At 46.9% G+C, this 18,467-nt stretch carries 15 protein-coding genes; 10 read left to right on the top strand and 5 right to left on the bottom strand.

Annotated features, from left to right (window positions below; genetic code table 11):
• The 5 genes from D1Z90_RS16100 to D1Z90_RS16075 form a co-directional block, all read left to right on the top strand.
• Positions 1 to 487: bleomycin resistance protein (locus D1Z90_RS16100; protein ID WP_232525274.1), on the top strand; the 487-nt coding region annotated here is incomplete at its 5' end.
• 139 nt (positions 488 to 626) lie between these two features.
• Positions 627 to 1,091 (top strand): RidA family protein, encoded by a 465-nt coding sequence (locus tag D1Z90_RS16095; protein WP_232525273.1) that lies wholly within the window; start codon positions 627 to 629, stop codon positions 1,089 to 1,091.
• A 41-nt stretch (positions 1,092 to 1,132) separates the two neighbouring features.
• Entirely contained in the window at positions 1,133 to 1,567 is a 435-nt protein-coding gene (locus D1Z90_RS16090; RefSeq protein ID WP_119911809.1) for a YtoQ family protein, read from the top strand.
• Positions 1,568 to 2,217: 650 nt separating this feature from the next.
• Complete coding sequence (locus tag D1Z90_RS16080; RefSeq protein WP_147378784.1) at positions 2,218 to 2,661, top strand: hypothetical protein; 444 nt, start codon at positions 2,218 to 2,220, stop codon at positions 2,659 to 2,661.
• Between the two features lie 185 nt (positions 2,662 to 2,846).
• Positions 2,847 to 3,389, top strand: coding sequence for a type II secretion system protein (locus D1Z90_RS16075; RefSeq protein ID WP_119911804.1), 543 nt, complete (start codon positions 2,847 to 2,849; stop codon positions 3,387 to 3,389).
• A 20-nt stretch (positions 3,390 to 3,409) separates the two neighbouring features.
• Here D1Z90_RS16075 and D1Z90_RS21360 read toward each other — a convergent pair whose 3' ends face one another.
• Positions 3,410 to 3,556, bottom strand: coding sequence for a hypothetical protein (locus tag D1Z90_RS21360; RefSeq protein WP_158587167.1), 147 nt, complete (start codon positions 3,554 to 3,556; stop codon positions 3,410 to 3,412).
• Positions 3,557 to 4,156: 600 nt separating this feature from the next.
• Here D1Z90_RS21360 and D1Z90_RS16070 point away from each other — a divergent pair.
• The 4 genes from D1Z90_RS16070 to D1Z90_RS16055 all read left to right on the top strand — a co-directional run bounded on the left by D1Z90_RS16070 (position 4,157) and on the right by D1Z90_RS16055 (position 10,369).
• The gene (locus D1Z90_RS16070) at positions 4,157 to 5,560 is read left to right on the top strand and encodes a sodium-dependent transporter (RefSeq protein WP_119911803.1); all 1,404 of its coding nucleotides are present in this window, start codon (positions 4,157 to 4,159) and stop codon (positions 5,558 to 5,560) included.
• 173 nt (positions 5,561 to 5,733) lie between these two features.
• A complete protein-coding gene (locus D1Z90_RS16065; protein ID WP_119911802.1) occupies positions 5,734 to 6,249 on the top strand; it encodes a hypothetical protein in 516 nt (171 codons plus the stop codon).
• A 296-nt stretch (positions 6,250 to 6,545) separates the two neighbouring features.
• Positions 6,546 to 8,783, top strand: a complete 2,238-nt coding sequence (locus D1Z90_RS16060; RefSeq protein WP_119911801.1) for a TonB-dependent receptor — start codon at positions 6,546 to 6,548, stop codon at positions 8,781 to 8,783.
• A 50-nt stretch (positions 8,784 to 8,833) separates the two neighbouring features.
• Positions 8,834 to 10,369 (top strand): PepSY domain-containing protein, encoded by a 1,536-nt coding sequence (locus D1Z90_RS16055; RefSeq protein WP_119911800.1) that lies wholly within the window; start codon positions 8,834 to 8,836, stop codon positions 10,367 to 10,369.
• Between the two features lie 92 nt (positions 10,370 to 10,461).
• On the opposite strand, the gene D1Z90_RS16050 is transcribed toward D1Z90_RS16055, so the two are convergent.
• The 4 genes from D1Z90_RS16050 to D1Z90_RS16035 form a co-directional block, all read right to left on the bottom strand.
• Positions 10,462 to 13,398 carry a glycoside hydrolase family 18 protein gene (locus D1Z90_RS16050; protein ID WP_198419232.1) on the bottom strand — a complete coding sequence of 979 codons (2,937 nt, stop codon included), beginning with the start codon at positions 13,396 to 13,398 and terminating at the stop codon, positions 10,462 to 10,464.
• Between the two features lie 280 nt (positions 13,399 to 13,678).
• Positions 13,679 to 14,464: a sulfite exporter TauE/SafE family protein gene (locus tag D1Z90_RS16045; protein WP_119911819.1), complete on the bottom strand. Its 786-nt coding sequence runs from the start codon at positions 14,462 to 14,464 to the stop codon at positions 13,679 to 13,681.
• A gap of 184 nt (positions 14,465 to 14,648) precedes the next feature.
• Positions 14,649 to 16,070: a basic amino acid/polyamine antiporter gene (locus D1Z90_RS16040; RefSeq protein ID WP_119911798.1), complete on the bottom strand. Its 1,422-nt coding sequence runs from the start codon at positions 16,068 to 16,070 to the stop codon at positions 14,649 to 14,651.
• A gap of 207 nt (positions 16,071 to 16,277) precedes the next feature.
• Complete coding sequence (locus D1Z90_RS16035) at positions 16,278 to 17,219, bottom strand: polyprenyl-phosphate transporter (protein WP_119911797.1); 942 nt, start codon at positions 17,217 to 17,219, stop codon at positions 16,278 to 16,280.
• 239 nt (positions 17,220 to 17,458) lie between these two features.
• Between D1Z90_RS16035 and D1Z90_RS16030 the strand changes: the two genes are divergently transcribed.
• Positions 17,459 to 18,421, top strand: coding sequence for a glucokinase (locus tag D1Z90_RS16030; protein ID WP_119911796.1), 963 nt, complete (start codon positions 17,459 to 17,461; stop codon positions 18,419 to 18,421).
• Positions 18,422 to 18,467: the final 46 nt, after the last annotated feature.

The raw sequence follows: 18,467 nt of genomic DNA, 5'->3' as shown, positions 1-18,467 counted from the left end.
AGAATCACTTCCATGTATCGTGCTCAATGATCTGATCGCAGTTTTCGAGAAAGGTTCCCTATTTAGTCAACAACGCCGTTTTAAATTAGTACCAGAACTTTATTGTGAAGATATTGATAAAACTAAAAAGTTTTATGTTGAAGTGTTTGGTTTTGAAATAAAGTATGAACGAGTTGAAGAGCAATTTGCATACTTTACATTGGATGGTGTAGACATTATGGCAGAAGGCATCAATGGCATTGGGCGTCGTTGGTTAACCGGTAAAATGGAAAAGCCATTTGGCAGAGGTGTCAATTTCCAATGGGACGTTGCTGAAATTGACGATTTATATGAGAGGGTCAAAGCCTCCGCTCCTGAGTCAATTTATCTTGAAATGGAAACGAAAGAGTACCAATGTGCTAATGCTGTTGCCGTTCAAAAGCAATTTATTGTACAAGATCCTGATGGGTATTTATTTAGGTTTTGTTGTGACAATTCAGGTCTATAGCAAGGGCGTTTAACCACTGGTAAACAGCGCCTTCTGGGCTGCGCCCTGTTCAAAGCAGTTAGTTGTGTCATGAGTATCATGATAACGAGGGGCGCGCGAACTCAAAAACAGCGATTAATAACATTCGTAGATGGGGGTTATGATGGAAATTGAACAAAGACTTAAAGAGTTAAACTTAGTATTGCCTAACGCCAGCGATCCGCAAGGCAGTTATTGCAACTGTGTTCGTACAGGAAACTTGTTGTATGTGTCTGGTAAGGGCCCTGTAGCTGGGCTGAGTGAAGTCCCTAAAGGCAAGCTTGGTCGAGAATATGATACTGCACAGGGTTATGAGTTTGCTAGAATAACAGGTTTAGATATCTTAGCTGCGGTTAAACTTGAACTGGGTTCGTTAGATAAAGTGAGCCAGGTTATTAAACTCCAAGGCTTTGTGAATGCTACCGAAGATTTTGAGCAGCACCCAAAAGTCTTAGACGGTTGTTCAGATCTTATGGCCAGTGTTTTCGGTGACAAAGGGGTTCATGCGCGGTCGGTTTTTGGCGCGCAGTCGGTAAGAGGAAACTTGCCAATCATCATCGACTCTATATTTGAAGTTTCTGAATGATCGCACGCCATCCTATAAATGAACAAAAAAGGCAATATTAAATGAAAGTGTATTTATCGGGCGAAATCCACACTGATTGGCGTGTACAAATCATCAAGGGTTGTGATGCTAAAAACCTCAATGTGACTTTCATATCTGCAAATACGGACCATGAGGCGAGTGACGCCGCGGGTGATTGTTTAGGTGAAGAAAGCACGGCGTTTTGGCGTGATCACAAGTCAGCGAAAGTTAACGCCATTCGCATTCATCATGCTATCAAAACCTGTGATTTAGCGGTCATTCGATTTGGTGATAAATACAAGCAGTGGAATGCCGCGTTTGATGCCGGTTTTTGTGCCGCGTTGAACAAACCCTACATTACGTTACATGACGAATCGTTAACCCATCCGCTTAAAGAAGTGGATGCTTCTGCACAGGCATGGGCTATTTCGCCAGAGCAAGTTGTCGAAATTATTGCTTATTCTATTAATCCTTAATGGCTTAATAGTGAAGATGGGTTTGTTGAGTTATACGAGCACCTTTTTAAGTACTGCGAATGTGGAGAAGTGCCATCGTCATCGATTTTAACAAAGTTGATGGATTCATGATTTTAGTTATTAAAGGATGATGAATGCAATGGTTTGAAGTTGCGGTACATATTTTTATAACTGCACTCTTATGCCTGTCTTTTGCTTGGACACTCGTGCCTTGGGGTTTTGCAATGAGCGCATTTAGGCGTGGCAACTCATACAAAAAGGGGCTACTTGGCTTTGTATTTTGGTGGACATTCATTATTGGGCACATAGTCGCATTATATTTGCTTTGGGCAAGCACTCTCGCGGTTATTTGGCTCGTGATTGTAATGCTTGTTTGCCATCTGGTGTATGGTTTTACTGTTGTGCGTAAAGTGAACGCTTAATAGTTGAATACTTTGCAATGTTTCACTTAACCGCTACCCCCTAATGTTACTTGGTGCTTCGTCTTCTAATGGTATGATGCTGGCAAACCTAAGCCTCTTAGATTCTCTGCATGGTGAGGCTTTTGCTGGTGTGTTGTAGGCTCGAGGTGAGCTTTCGAAGCTGTGCTCGTGTGTTATTGGATGAAACCTTAGGGCGTTATGATTATCTATTTTAAATGCATTTTTTTTATGCCTATCCATAAGCGCTTGTGGTTTAACGCTATCAAGGCTGGGCTGTGTATTTTGGGTTTGTCGCCAGCTCCGTTAAGTGCAGAGCCCGCTGACATCATTTCAAAAGACATTGTTTTTGTGTCAACAGCATGGATGAAAGGTGAGGGCACGTTTCGGATCATCCGGTATAGCTCTGAATACGATCCATGTTTTGTTTTGCAACATTACCAATTTGGGCTCAATCAAGGGTTAACAGGCTCTTCACGGGTATGCTCTGCAGTGTTGTCCAACAATGAAGTGCTTAATGTTAGCCAGGATCTCGCTGGTGGCAGTTGGTTTGACCGTTTTGATTGGCAGATCCCTTTTCTCACTTTTCAGCTTGATACAGCCAAAGGTCAATACGGCTGCAAGCTTAACTTAACACAGCTAAGCAATGCGACAGCCAAGTGTGCCGCGCAATAAATGGGTTTATATTGATTATTAATACTCTGTTCCTATAAAAACAATTCACTCAAATTTTGCGCCCCGTATTACGTCGCATTTGGCGCCGTTTGTATTAAATCTAGTCTTAGACGCAACATCATTTGCCCTCGGACGCTACAATCATATTCATCAGTTCTGGACAAAAATTTACGCTATAGGTTGTGATGGCCAAATACAGACCGCAAAGACAGGGTTTTACATTGATCGAGCTGGTCATCGTGATTGCCATTCTAGCTATTTTGGCCGCGACTATCGCGCCCAGGTTTATTGCGCTTACCAGCGACGCGAAAGCTGCCGACCTCTACGCCATTGGCGGGGCGATGGAAAGTGGCCTGAATTTATTACATGCCAGAGCAAAAATAGAAAATCAAGACGGCAGCAGTGGCATCATTCAAGTCAATGGTACAGATATTCCCTTGTATAACGGTTATCCTTCGGTGAATGGCACTGACAGCTTTGTCGACATTAATGAACAGGTAAAAGCCTGGTTAGAGATTGACGCGGTAGACCGAAACACCGCCAGAAGAAACCGTGAAGCAGCGCCTTTTTTCACAGATAAGTCTACCGCCAACAATCACATCTACATTTTTTTTACCGCAGATTATGATCAGAAAAGCGTCAACTTTAAATGTCATATCCGTTATGAAAACCCTGTCTCTAATAATCCCACCCGACCTACGGTGACCATTCATACTAGCCAGTGCTGACCGAGCGGTTAGGGTTTAACTCAGCTTAAACGCTGCTGAACTTGATTTTTCTCATTGGCGTTGGCTATTTTGCCAATACCACCAATACCACCAATACCACCAATACCACCAATACCACCAAGTCCACTAAATCCAGCAATACCACTATTTCCATAATGTTCACTCATTCCACCGAGGCAGCCAAGATGAAGTGATAAAACGTCTTATTTATGCACATTGGGTGGGATAGTCATGTTAACTGAAAGCGAAAATTTGCTTTGTATCTGTACAACAAATAGAGATGAACGGCGGTTTTTTAAGGTGGTTAAGCAACGATTTTCCTGCAAAACGGTAACACTTTAATAACAAGATAAGTTGTAAATACTGCACTCAATAATGGATTAATTTTGCTGCTTTTAGCTTAAGCGCTATATTTATTCTAAATTTATAAAAAAATAAGTGTTTTTATCTGCCACATAACCATTGTGTCGTCTTGTTTTGGTTTTTATCACTGCTGATGTTTTTTTTGGTGATATATAAGCCTGCTAATTGCTCAATTGTGTGAATTATATTTTACAATAGTGAACTTTACTGACATTTGGTCTTGTAAAAATATTGCCATATATGAATTTTTTTTGGTGAATTTTGCATATTAATGCACGCTTATTGTTTTAATCGGAATGATTAACTGGAATTGAGACATAAGTGTGGCTTTTGCAATTGTATGGGTGACACTTTTTGTGATTATATATCGCCGATTTTCATAAACAGAAGAGTTTTTAGATAACATGTCAAATCTCAATACAAGCGTAGATGGCAGGTGGTCGAGCCATTTTGCTTATATTCTCGCTGCCACGGGGGCGGCGGTAGGCCTAGGTAATATATGGAAGTTCCCTTACATCATGGGTGAGAACGGAGGCGGTGCCTTTGTCATTGTTTATCTGTTATGTATTTTGTTCATCGGTATTCCGGTGATGATGGCTGAGGTAATGATAGGTAAGCGAGGTCGCTCTACGCCTGCGAATGCCGCAGCGAAAGTAGCGACTGAGTCAGGCAGTAGCAAGCACTGGTCATTCCTTGGCATGTCGGGCGTTGTGGCCGGTTTCCTTATTTTAAGCTTTTACGTGGTGATTGCCGGTTGGGCGGTTGCGTATGTCGTGCACGCAGGTTCAGGCGATTTTTCTGCTATTGCTGCAGCGGCCTCAGACAGCGGCGATCACGCCGGTAAAATTGGAGAGATATTCTCCGGTTTACTGAGTAACCCAGCGGAGCTAATCACTTATACCACCATTATGGTTGTAGCAACGGTACTGGTGTTAGGTAAAGGTTTAAACAAAGGTCTGGAAAAGGCGGTCACGTCTTTGATGCCTGCGCTGTTTATACTGCTAGCGATTATCATGGTTTACTCCGCTATAGAAGGCCATTTTGGTGAAGCCGCTGCATTTATGTTTGCGCCAGACTTTAGCAAACTGACCGTACACAGCGTACTTGAAGCATTAGGACACGCGTTTTTCACGCTAAGCTTGTCGTCTGGCATTATGATGATTTACGGCGCCTATTTACCAGAAGGTGTGTCGATCGCTAAAACCTCTATTTGGATTGCCATTTGTGACACGGTTGTGGCATTGATGGCGGGTCTTGCCATTTATCCTATCGTGTTTGCCAATGGCATGGAGCCAGCAGCTGGCCCAGGACTACTGTTCCAAACCTTGCCTATCGCTTTTGGTAAAATGCCAATGGGTGACCTGTTTGGTACTGTGTTCTTTGTAATGATAGTGTTTGCAGCCTTTACTTCTGCCATCGCTTTGCTGGAGTCTGCTACGGCATACCTCGTAGAGCGTCGCGGTCTTGCACGCTGGCCAGCCGCGATTGTCGCGGGCAGTGGTATTTGGGTGTTAAGTTTGGGTACCGTATTCTCATTCACCGGCGCGGAGTGGACGAAGATGTCCTTCTTTGGCAACGGCGGAAACTTCTTTGAGGTGATAGACTTTATCACTGCCAATATCATGCTACCTTTGGCTGGCTTATTTACCGCAATCTTTGTCGGCTGGAAAGTGAAAAAAGCGCATGTAGAAAAAGAGATGCAACTGACTGGTGCCGCCATGGGCGCATTAATGTTGTGTTTGAAGTTTATTGCGCCTATCGCTATTACCATCGTATTTGCGCAGTTAGTCGGTATTATTAGCCTATAAGGCATCGCGCTTTAGTCGAGTATATCGCACAACATATACGCCAACCTTAGGGTTGGCGTTTTTTTGCCCTATTTTCAAGCATTTTAGCCAGCATGACCTGCTTAAGAGTTAAAAATGATTAATTGTTAAAGAATTGTTTGATTTTGTAACGACGGCTGGTTAATCTGCGCGTCATGAAACAAGGATGTTACAAGCAATGGACGCGTTATCTGATTGTTTCACTTTTGGTTAAATTGGTATTGCCGTTTTATGTTGGCGCGACCACACTTACCAGCAGTGAGCACAGCCTTGTTGATCCCGATGAAAAAATACTGCTTTGTACCGCTACCGGTTTTAAATGGGTCAGCGTCAGCGAGCTATATGCCAACTCAGACAAGCTAACGAGTAGCAGCTCTGATAGCAAGCTACCAGAGAGCGGTACAAACCCAAAAATCCCGCACGGTGGTGAACTTTCCGATGTTCACGGCACTAGCCCATTCAGTAAATTTAAATGCGCCTTGTGTGTGCCTGGGGCTGATCTCAACGCTTATCAATTAAACCAACTGGGCTATCAAGCTAAGTTGCGAATACAGCATATTCAGCCACGCTGGTTCAGCAGCAGCTTACACTATCAAACTCATTACCACTGGAATTCTCCTCCTCTACGTGCGCCGCCTAGCAGCTTCTTGGCGCCAGCAAGTCTGTTTTAGTTGTTAACAATTGCGCTTTACCCCACAACGGTATCTGGTTTCACCTTGACTACCGTGTAGCGGGGTATTTGCGTGCGGTAAGCTGGTAAAGCCCTGCCGCGTTGTTAGCTATCAATAGGATGATAACTGCCTACCTGCCGCTCGTTCAGGTTATGCAGTGCGTTTACTCATTAGACTTGGCCAGCGTCAATATTCAAACACTGATTTAAGAGCTTTATTAAAGCTAACATCACGCAAGTTTTGCTTGCGTAGGAATTTTGTATTCGCAGGACGCGAAAGAATATTGAAGTACTGTTATGAATTTGAACCATACCCATACCGGAGCGAATGTTTCGGGACAAACTGCTACATCACGCGCAGCCTTTTTTAATCGCTTAAGTGGGCTAACGTTAGCCATCTCATTAGCATACCCGATCACCGCCATTGCCGAACAAGAGTCAGTAAATGCGCAGGGTGAGTCGGCTGTTATCAGCTCGCAAAGCAAGCAGCAAGAGCAAGCCGGCGGCGATATCATGGTTGTCACCGCTACCCGCGAAAGTAAACTGCGCAGCGAGCTGGCTGAGTCTGTTAGCGTGCAAGACAAACAAGAAATTGAAGCCGTGTCGCCGTCACATCCGGCAGAGCTGCTTAATCGTGTTGCCGGTGTGCACATTAATAACCTTGGTGGTGAAGGCCACATGACGTCAATCCGTCAGCCCATTTCAACCAGCGGTGTCTATCTGTTCTTAGAAGACGGCGTACCAACAAGGCCAACCGGCTTTTTTAACCATAACGGTTTGTACGAGGTGAATATTCCTCAGGCGCAACGAGTCGAAGTGACCAAGGGACCTGGCTCAGCTTTATATGGCAGTGATGCCATTGGCGGCGTGATCAACAGTGTTACCCAAGCCAGTCCTGATGAACCCAGTGGCCGCATTAACTTAGAAGGCGGCTCACATGGTTGGAAACGCGGGCTGTTCTCTGGTGGCACCGACATTAATCAAGATCACGGTGTCAGTTTTCAGCTTAATTTAACCGATTCGGACGGTTATCGCGACGAGTCTGCATATCAACGTTATTCCATGACGGGGCGATTAGACGGTTATCTTAGCGCTACTACACAATACAAATTGGTTGCCGCGTACACGGATGTGGATCAAAGTGGCGTGTCTTCTTTGGAAGAAGACGATTACAAAAACAACCCTAAGAAGAACAAATATCACGGCGATATCGGTAAGCGTGACGTGGGAGCCTTTCGCTTAACTGGCGAGATAGCGACAGAGCTGAGTGACGTTGAGCTGCTGACTTTTACGCCGTTTTATCGTCATAACAACACTGAAATGATGCCAAGCTGGATGGTGACTTACGATCCAAATATTCGTAAAACCCAATTTCAATCTTTTGGTTTGTTGAGCAAATACCGTTACGACTTAACGCAAGGTGAGATCATTGCTGGCGTAGACATAGATCACACCATTTCTGATTATGTTGAAAAGCAAATTACAGTGACAAAAGTGGGTGACATTTACACGGATTATGCAGAGACGGGCCGGACTCATTACGATTATGACGCTGACCAAACGTCGATTTCACCTTATCTGCACGGTGAGTGGTTGCCCCACGATGATTGGCGCTTAGTCGCAGGCTTACGTTACGACTACTTTCGCATTGATTACTCCGATAACTTAGACCCAAGCGTGCCAGAGCGAGAAGGGCGTAAAGCCTGGCTCAGACCTGACTCACAAACGCTGAACTTCAATCACTTAAGCCCGAAACTGGGCGCGGTTTACAGTTACAGCGGCGCGCAGCAGGTGTATGCCAATTACCGTAATGCCTTTCGAATTCCTTCTATTGGCCAATTATTTCGCTCTGGTTCAACGGTTAACACCACAGATCTTAAGCCGGTTGAGTCAGACAGTTTCGAAATAGGTTTTCGCGGTGAGCTCAGTAACAGCTTTGACTATGACGTTACCTTGTATCACATGTTGGTAAAAAATAAGGTGGTGAGCTACATCGACGGCGGTGATCGCAAAACCACCAATGCGGGTAAAACCGAGCATCAAGGCATTGAGCTGTCGTTATTTGGCGAGTTTAATCGTCAATGGAGCATGAATGCGGCCTTCACTTACAGCCAGCAAACTTATGACGAATATCAGTATATTTTCTCGTGTTACCCGCCAGCGTGTGTGCCGCCTGTGGTTGAAACCCGCAACTATGCCGGTTACGACGTCGGCAAAGCGCCCGATACCATAGGCAACTTGGCCTTTCAGTATCAGCCTGATTACGTTCAAGGTTTAGCGTTAGAGCTTGAATGGGAACACCTAGGCGAGTATTACACTGACGAAACCAACACCTCCAAGTATGACGGCCATGACTTACTGAACTTTCGTTTGAACTACGACATTACGCCAGACATTACGGTGCGCGGGCGCATCATGAATTTGGCGGATACCCGTTATTCAACGTACACCTCCAACCAAGTAGGTAACCCTAATATTTCATATCGTCCTGGGGCACCGCGCAGTTTCTATCTTGGCTTAGACGCTAAGTTTTAATCGCTCACAGCGCTGTCGCCGCTGGCGGTAGCGCTTTCAAAGGTAGCAAGATGAAAAAGCAACTAAAAGCCGGCGCGATTCGCTGGCATGGAAAGTGGGCTTGGTTGGCGTTTGCAGCGCTGATCATTTGGGCTGCGTCTGGTTTATTACACCCGCTGCTCAGTTGGACAGGGCCAAAGCTGGCCAAGTTTTTTCCACCGTCCGCTAAGGCGTCGGCGCAGCAAATTAATCAAATTCCAGTGATACTCGCCAAACAGCAAATTGAGCAAGCGTTATTGGTTAAGCTAATGCCTACCCAGCAAGGCATGACGTTACAGATCACTGAAAGTGCCGATCAACCAAGGCGCTACTTTGATTTGTCCAGTGGCGAAGAAATGCCGAATTACGACCGTCAACAAGCAAAATGGTTAGCCAGTTATTATACCGGAAGGCCAGAGCAAGAGGTGCTCAGCACCGAACTGATAACCGCGTTTAACGATGACTACCCTTGGGTTAACCGCTTGTTGCCGGTGTACCAAGTTAAGTTTGTCGGTGATGACGGTTTACGGGTGTTTGTATACACAGAAACCAATGCTCAAGCGGGAATCAGCAACCATTATAAAGCCAGGGTACAGTCTTGGTTTCGAGCGCTGCATACGTGGAATTGGTTGCAGCAGCTAGAATATGCGCGAGTGGTCATTATCGCCTTAATGATGCTGGCACTGTTGGCAATGACGGTGACCGGCATCAGCATGTTGGTGATGTTAAAACGCAGTAAGAAGGCGCCTTGGCAAAACACGGCGCATCATTGGCTGGCGTATATCGTGTGTTTGCCTTTGCTGTTTTTCTCGTTCAGTGGTTTGTACCACTTATTACAGTACGCCACTGGCGATAATGTGCGCGGCATGCGCATGGCTAAGCCGTTAACTTGGGACAACCAAGGTTTATTGGCGAGCCCTGTTGCCGAGCACGCATCGCAGCAGTTGGCATTGAACGGTGTCAGTTTGCTGCGAGATGACCAAGGCCAGCTAATGTATCGCTTAAACTTGGCTAAAAGCCGCGACAATAGCGCCAAAAAAGGCGGCCATCACCACCATCATGGTAAGCATCAAGAACAAGCAACAGCACCTTCTCGTCAAGCCATTTACGATGGCATTGTGGTCAGTGATCCTGCTGTCTATATCAGCGCAGAAAATGGCAAGCAAATGCCCTTTAATGACAAGGCGCTTGCCATTGCGTTGGCACAACAGCACCTAGGCTTGAGCGCAGATAAACTTTCTGAGGCCAAGCTTATCACGCGTTTTGGCATGCATTATGACTTTAGAAATAAACGTTTACCTGTGTGGCAACTGAGCTATGACACGCCAGAGGGTGACTGGGTTTTTGTCGATCCGGCTACGGGCATCTTGGTGGATAGATTGAATAATCAAGCCCGATTTGAAGGTTATTCTTTTAGCTTTTTACACAAGTGGAACTTCTTACGGCCCATTATGGAGCGAACCAGTCGAGATATAGTGATGTCGGTGACTTTGGCCGTGGCTATGATGTTTGCCTTGTTCGGCGTTGTTATTAAGTTAAAACGCCGCAAAAGACGCCGGCGCGTTTAGGCGACACTTTGTTTTCACTCCTTTTGAATAAAAAGCAGCCCCTTGCGGGGCTGCCAGATTGAACGTGTAAAACCTGGGTTACTTCAGGGCGGTTACTTCAGCGGCGAGATTAAGCTTTCGCACTGCGCAATCGTGACATTTTGACCACAAGTCGCAATATGCTGCGCCGGTTTAATGTCGGCTTTGTCGACTTTTATCGGGTTACCCAATACATGATTCACTGCGTTTAAGTTATAACCGTTGTCTTGCTCTGCCATCCAGAAAAACACCCCTGCAAGGCCATTGTCCTTAGCGTATTGGGTTTTAAGTGCTGCTGTACGCGGCGTTTCTATGGTGATGAACGAGCCAATGTTGTCATTGACGAGGTAATCGGCGTTGGCTATTTTGTCCGTATACAAGCGGTAACCATGTTTAGGTTTAAGCTGATTATCCAAATAGTTGGCATATAAATCATAACCTTCAATAACGCCAGCTTCCCAGCTGCCGACACCGGCGATGCCTAAGATAAGATCCGCACCGGCTGCGTTCGCTGCGCCATAACTGGTATCACCATTTAGGCCGTTGTCGTACTCGGTTACATCACCAGGCACCATGGCCCGAGAGCGGTGGTAGTTGGCAATACCCAGCATCAGTTTGTTTGCCGGAATGCCAAGGCTCTTGAGGTAGTTGATGGTAAAGTCACCCGAGGTACCTGCTGAAGAGCCTACCGCGTTGGGGTTGGTATAAAGGGGCGTATGGTTGCTTAGCTCGCGCTCCCAAGCGCCGGTTAAGTCGTACGTCATGGCGTATAAACGGTCGAGGTAAGGGTGCACCACAGACCAATCTATTTTCTCTAAACGTCCTTCGCCAGCGGGAATGGCCGACGACAAACGATAAGACTTACCGGTTTTTTTCGATAACCAGTCCATGCCGGCTCGCAAGTCTTGCACCAGTTGGGCGTAGGTTTGTGCGTCGTCGGGGCGTGCCATACCCACAACCGCGCCGTCAGAGCCGGGATATTCCCAGTCAATGTCGATGCCGTCGAAGTCGAATCGTTCTAAAAAGCTAACGATAGAGTCAACAAACACTTTACGGCGCACAGGATCAGAAGCCATCCACGGGAAGCCTTCAGACAAGGTCCAACCGCCGACGGATAAATCCAGTTTAAGATCTGGGTTTTGTTTACGAAGCTCATACAAGACCCCAAATACACCGCTGACTTTATTGGCTTCAAGTTCATACATACTCTCGATGCCTACTACACCACTTTGCGGAGCACCGGGGATTTTACGGACAAACGCGGCTTCAAAATCGGCCACGGCCATGGCGCCGTCGGGCAGGTTACTCTGCTTACACGTGCGCAATACCGCTGCTGGGGCAGTCGTCGGGAATCCGCCGTCTTGCTCGTTTTTAGCGTCTGGGAAACAAATACCGGCAAAGCCGTAGACGATACGGTGTACGTTACTGGCTGCAAGAGTCGAAAAGTCATATTGGCGGCCATAAATGGCCCAATCACCAATATAAGTCACCACTTCTGTGCCGCCCGTCAGCTGATATTGATTGTGCTGATTGGCTACCGAGCCTGGCGTGACTTTAGACACGCGAGCGCCGTTGTCTCCCGAAAGACCATTGTGATTACCGCCGTTATCGGTTGCAGGATCGATACCGCCCGATTTCTGGTTATTGCTGGAAGCTTGATTCGAAATAATGGCGCCATTTACCGCGCCAGTGGGGTTAAGCTTATCGGCTTGAGTATTGCCCCCCACAGGTTTTGCTTGGCCGTAGTCTATATTGTTAGGGATTTTTACCGGGCATAAGTTTTCATCGGGATAGCCCACCACTTGGTATTGCTCACCGTAAGTGAGGTTGTCCGGGGTGATGCCGTAGGTTTCTTTAATTGCTAGGTAGGCAATGTTGTTATAGTCCACCACGCTGCCTTGTGCGTATATCTTAGCGCTGTTCCAAGGCGCGGCGCAAAATGCCACATCCGGTATGTCGACACCGCCGCCCACTTGAGTACAGGCTTCAAGGGTTGATGCGCTCCAAGCGCTTTCCCATGCCCAGCCAACGCCAGGCTCATAAGCCCCCGAGCCAGACGAACACCAGCCGGCAACATCACATTTATAATAGCCGTCGCCATTTTTCACTATGCTCGAAGTGTCATAGCTGGCATTAATATCAAAACTTGGGCACTCAGCGCTGGTTTCGCAAGCATCGCCCACGCCATTGTTATCTGTATCTTTTTGGTCTGGGTTTGCGACATTTGGGCAGTTATCCACTTCATCAGAGATACCATCGCCGTCGCTGTCGGTGGGCACTGTGGTCTCACACGCATCGCCAATGCCATTACCGTCGCTGTCAGCTTGATCGGGGTTGGCGACATTTGGGCAGTTATCCACTTCATCAGAGATACCATCGCCGTCGCTGTCCGTTGGCGTAGTGGTATCACACGCATCGCCAATGCCATCACCGTCGCTATCGGCTTGGTCTGGGTTAGCCACATTCGGGCAATTATCTATTTCGTCTTTGACCCCATCACCGTCGCTGTCTACTGGCAGCGGCGTTGCGTCACATACGTCGCCAATGCCATCGCCGTCACTGTCTGCTTGGTCTGGGTTAGCCACATTTGGGCAATTATCTATTTCATCTTTGACCCCATCACCGTCGCTGTCTACTGGCAGCGGCGTTGCGTCACATACGTCGCCAATGCCATCGCCATCGCTGTCTAGTTGGTCAGAGTTGGCATCGGCAGGGCAGTTATCTATGTTGTCGGCCACACCATCGCCGTCGGTATCTGCCGGTGGCGCATCGCAGCTGCCAGCGCTTGACCAAGCATTTTGGTGCGCCCAGCCGGTAATTGGGGCATACGGGCCACCAATGCCACACCAGCCACTGACGGTACAAGTAAAGGCTTGTTGTTCGACTTGCACTTGAGCGCCATTAGCGTAAGCGTTGCCGTCGACATAAGCGGGAATATTACTGCAATCAATGGCGTTTGCTGCGCACGGCAACAGCGCCACAATAGCAGATGCTAGAAGGGATCGTTTCATTAGATGCTTCCTTGTCGGTATTCATGTCCTGGCCTTGGACAAGAGAGACAGACTGCCAGTCAATGGTGCCAAGATCGAGCTCGTCTCATAAGATTCATGCTTAATTCAGCCCTAAAAAGACTGCGCACTGTGGTGGCCATTCACCCGCTTATACCCTGTGGTGGTTGGCAACGATTACAACGTGACCTGTGGGGCTATATCAAACATTTACAAGCGTAGACAGGCCGTTTCAAATTTGCCAACGTTAATCGCAGCCGGTGTGATATGGGAGCAGGATAAATCACCCAAACAGAAACTTACTGCCGACGATAAATAAAAATACCGAAAATAATCGTTTCATTAATACTGGCGGCAGGCGATGAGCCAAGCGCGCGCCTATCTTGGCGAAGACTGCGCTGGTAAGCACAATGCCAAGCCATGCGGGCAGGTAGACGTAACCCAGGCTATAAGGCGGTAATTCGTTTTCATGAAAGCCGCTGACAATGTAGCCAAACGTGCCCGAAATCGCGAGAGGCAAGCCTAATGCCGCGCTCAGAGCCACGGCGTTGCGCATGGGTACGCTGCGTGAGGTAAGGTAAGGTACCGACAAAGAGCCACCACCAATGCCAAAAATCGCAGAGATAGCACCAATGACAGCCCCTATGCCACTGAGTGCGAAACCTTTGGGCAGCGGGTTAGTGGCCTTTGGCTTGAGGCTAAAAAACATCTGTAACGCAACGAGATAAGCAAACAATGCAAACAAGCGTTTGAGGTTTTCACCAGAAATACTGTCAGCTAGCATGGCGCCAATAAAAGTACCGCCGACGATGCCTATCGACATGCGCGCTACAACAGGCCAGTGAATAGCGCCGAGTTTATGGTGGGTAAGGGTAGAGCTGGTGGCCGTAATGATGATGGTGGCCATTGATGTAGCAATGGCCAAGTGCGTGAGATGCTCGGGGGAAAAACCTTGCCAACTAAAGGTAAAAACCAGCACTGGTACTATGATAATGCCGCCACCTAAACCAAATAAGCCGGCGATGGTGCCCGCGACTGCGCCAAGTCCGAGGTACAATAAAATGGTCAATGGCATTGTCCTATAATTGGGCGTGAAGGCGCACGTGCAAAGCGCATTGTGTCGCAGAGTAAGGTAAATAAACAACCTGCCTCACAACGCGTTATCAAAATAATATACCAAAATGTAACTGCAAACCGCCTGTAATGACGCCATTGCCTTGCTGTGCAAGACGTGGGCCCATTACACTTGTGTATCAACCAAGTGCAATCGCACCGCTAGTCACAAAGTAAAGACCGGCAAAGGCCATAATAATCAAGACAACGGCAAATAATCGCTCAGCGGTTCCGTCTAAAAATGCCTCGCCGCGTTGCAGTTTGGCGCGGCGGTAGATCAAAATTCCCGGCGCATATAACAAGGCGCACAGCAACAAATACTCTAAGCCTGCGGCGTAGACCAGCCAAAAACTGTACACGCACGCTACGCTGGCAATTGTGATGCTATAGCCTTTATGGCGCTGAGCTTTGAGAGCCAATTGCAACGCATATGCCGCCGCCAGTAAATAAGGTAACAATACGGCTGAGGTAGCGATATAAACCAGGGCTAAATACGTACTTTGTTGAAAGAAGGTGATAATAAGAAACACCTGAACCAAAGCCGTTGACGCCCACAAAGACACCGTGGCTGAGCCGTGTTCATTGCTTTTGGCAAAGGATTTCGGAAACAAGCCTGTTTTGGCCGCCACATAGGGCGCTTCAGCAGACACGACTGTCCAACTGAGCAGCGCACCCGAAACCGAAATAATCAAGCCAGCGCTGACAAATTTTGCGCCCCATGGCCCTAATACGTGCTCTAAAATCAGCGCCATAGAAGGGTTTTTAAGTTGCGCGATATCGGTTTGGCTCATGACGCCAAAAGTGAATAAGCTGACCATTATGTATAATACTAACGCGCACACCAAGGCGATAATGGTGGCCTTGCCAACGTCACCACGGTTTTTGGCGCGGCCAGACACAATCACCGCACCCTCAATGCCGATAAAAACCCAGAGTGTTACCATCATGGTGGCTTTAATTTGGTCTAACACGCTACCAAGAGCAGGGTTGTCTTGGCCCCAAAAATCAAAGCTAAACTGCTGCATATTAAAGGCGAGGTATACCGCAATGATAAACACCAAAATAGGCAGTAGTTTGGCAACCGTGGCTACCACGTTCACCATGGCCGCCAACTGAACGCCGCGCAATACCAGAAAGTGCATCACCCAGACCAATACAGACGCGCCAATAATGGCATAAAGCGTATTGCCTTGACCAAACACCACGCTGTCTGGCGTGTCGGTAAAAATGCTTAACGCGCCAAAAAATACCACGGCGTAAGAGACGTTCGCGAGTAAGTTACAGATCCAATAGCCCCAGGCAGAGCAAAAGCCCATAAAGTCACCAAACCCGGCTTTGGCGTAATCAAAAATGCCGCCTTGCAGTTCGGGCTTAACCTTGGCTAAATAATGAAAAACCAGCACCAAAGCCGACATGCCTAGGCCTGTGATCAACCAGCCGATACTTACCGCGCCAGCGGAAGCATTTGCGGCAATATTTTGCGGTAAACTGAAAATTCCGGCACCTATCATGGTGCTGATAACTAAAGCAGTAAGGGCGGTTAGGCTAAGTTTCTTTTCCACAGAGACCTCATTACAGGCGAGTTATTAACAATATAGTGTGGTTGTGTACTGAAAGCTCGCGCAGAGTAGAGTTAGGCCTAATAAAAAGCAATAATTATTTTTCCAATATGCTTTTAAAGTGAATAAATATCGAGTTTTATTTGCTTTTGATCAATTTGCCTAGCTAGATTGATTGGCTAGGCAAATATGTATAGCAGAAAGGGAAGGTTAAGCAGGCTTTTGTTGTGACAGTTTTTCTATGGCCAAAATAAGCACCAAACCCGCCACCATTAGAGCGGTGCAAACAAACACGTAGTTGGCTTGACCTGTGAGCGCAGTGAACGTTTCTGGTAATACGTTCGCCGTCTCTAAGGGTTTAACAATGCCTTTAGAGCTAGTGTAAGTGCTAATGACTTGTTTCCACGGCCAAAGTACATTCAGCGAGCCAATTAAAAAGCCAGCTAAAAGGGCGAAGGTGGCTTCGTGAAAGCGCGCCAATAACCAAGACAAAAAGCGAGAGAAACACAATAACCCGATGCCACAACCGGCCATAAATAAGATGAGTAACACAAAGTCGCGGTCGTTGACGGCTTGCAATACATGGCTATACATGCCCATCAACAGCAAGATAAAGCTGCCAGAAATACCCGGTAAGATCATCGCGCAGATCGCAATCGCGCCCGCAACAAAGAAAAACCACGCTTGCGGTTCAATCGAGCTTGGCGAAATGCTAGTGATTAAAAATGCAATCACGGTACCGACTATCAACGAGGCGATATTAGCCATGTTCCATTGCTTGATTTGTTTACCAATGTGAATAACGGAGGCAATGATCAAGCCAAAAAAGAACGACCAAACAAACAAAGGATGATGCGCCAGTAAATAAGTAATTATCTTGGCTAATGAAATAATGCTGCTTAATAAACCGCTGAACAGGACCAATAAAAATGTGCCATCGATGTGCTGCCAGAAGGCTTTGAATTGGCCGCCAAAAAACAGCTTAATGGCATTTAAATCAACTGATTTGATGGCGTTGAGTAAACGCTCGTAAATCCCGGTTACAAATGCAATGGTTCCGCCAGATACGCCGGGCACTACGTCTGCTGCGCCCATACCGGCACCTTTCAAAAATAAAACCAAGTAATCCTTGGTTGAAAACTTCGACGACATTTTAAAACACTCTCCTTGTGAATAAGCACAGGAATGATAAAAGAACCCAGATCGGGATGCTAGCGTGTCAGGAATGAATTCTGACCCAGATTAGTGGTGTATTATGCAGAAAAGTTCGCCAAAACCGAAAAAAAAGCCAAATTGCGGGTTTAAATGCGCCGAGATCATTGTGGTGATTGTCTTTTTTATTAAAATGGCCAACAATTTAGCCCATTAATAGCACAGTGTTCGGAGAAACAATGAAACAACATTACGTGATTGCAGACGTCGGCGGCACCAATATTCGCCTTGCCAGTGTTGATACTGCCAGCGGAGAAATGCGCCATATTCAAAAGTACCTGTGCGCCGATTATGGTTCAATTGCCGATGTTGCCAAGATTTATTTCGCCACTTTAGAAGGTGAAGTAAAACAGTTCTGTATTGCTATCGCGTGCCCAGTTGACACAGACTTAATTGAAATGACCAACCACACTTGGACGTTTTCTCAGCAGCAACTCAAGCAAGAATTAAACTTAGACGCTTTATACGTCATTAATGATTACACTGCGATTTCATTGGCTGTGCCATTTTTAACGGATGATGAAAAAGTGCAAATTGGCGGCGGCGACGTTAAAGCCAATAAAGCCATTGGCATTTGTGGTCCGGGAACCGGCCTTGGCGTAGGTCATTTAGTGCATTTATCCAATAAATGGATAAGCTTAGACGGCGAGGGCGGTCATACCTCGTTTCCTGCGGTAGGTGAAGACGCCAGAGCCGTACTGGATGTATTAGGCAAACGCATGGGGCATGTATCGTCTGAGCGTTTATTGTCGGGTCAAGGCATTGACAATATATACAGCGCTTTGTGTGAATTGGCGGGTCAAGAGGTCACCCTCACCACACCGGCGCAAATCAGTGAAGCAGGCTTAAACAAAAGCTGCCCGCTGGCAGAGAAAACCTTGGCCATTTTCTGCCAAAGCTTGGGCGCGTTTGCCGGTAATTTAGCATTAAACCTGGCTTGTGAAGGCGGCGTATACATTGCCGGGGGCATAGTGCCACGATTTATCGATTACTTTAAGCAATCGACCTTTCGTCAAGGCTTTGAATACAAAGGCCGTTTTAGCGAATACAACGCAGGCATCGCCACTTTTGTGGTGACCCATGATGATCCTGGCTTATTTGGCGCAGGCGTTTATCTGCGACAAGAAATCGGTACTTTATAACCACTTAATAACCACAAACACTCTTTTTTTGGGTGATAAAGGGTTA

Source organism: Motilimonas pumila (assembly GCF_003596335.1).
GTDB lineage: Bacteria > Pseudomonadota > Gammaproteobacteria > Enterobacterales > CBDFNC01 > Motilimonas > Motilimonas pumila.
This window is presented reverse-complemented; position numbering and strand designations above follow the sequence as displayed.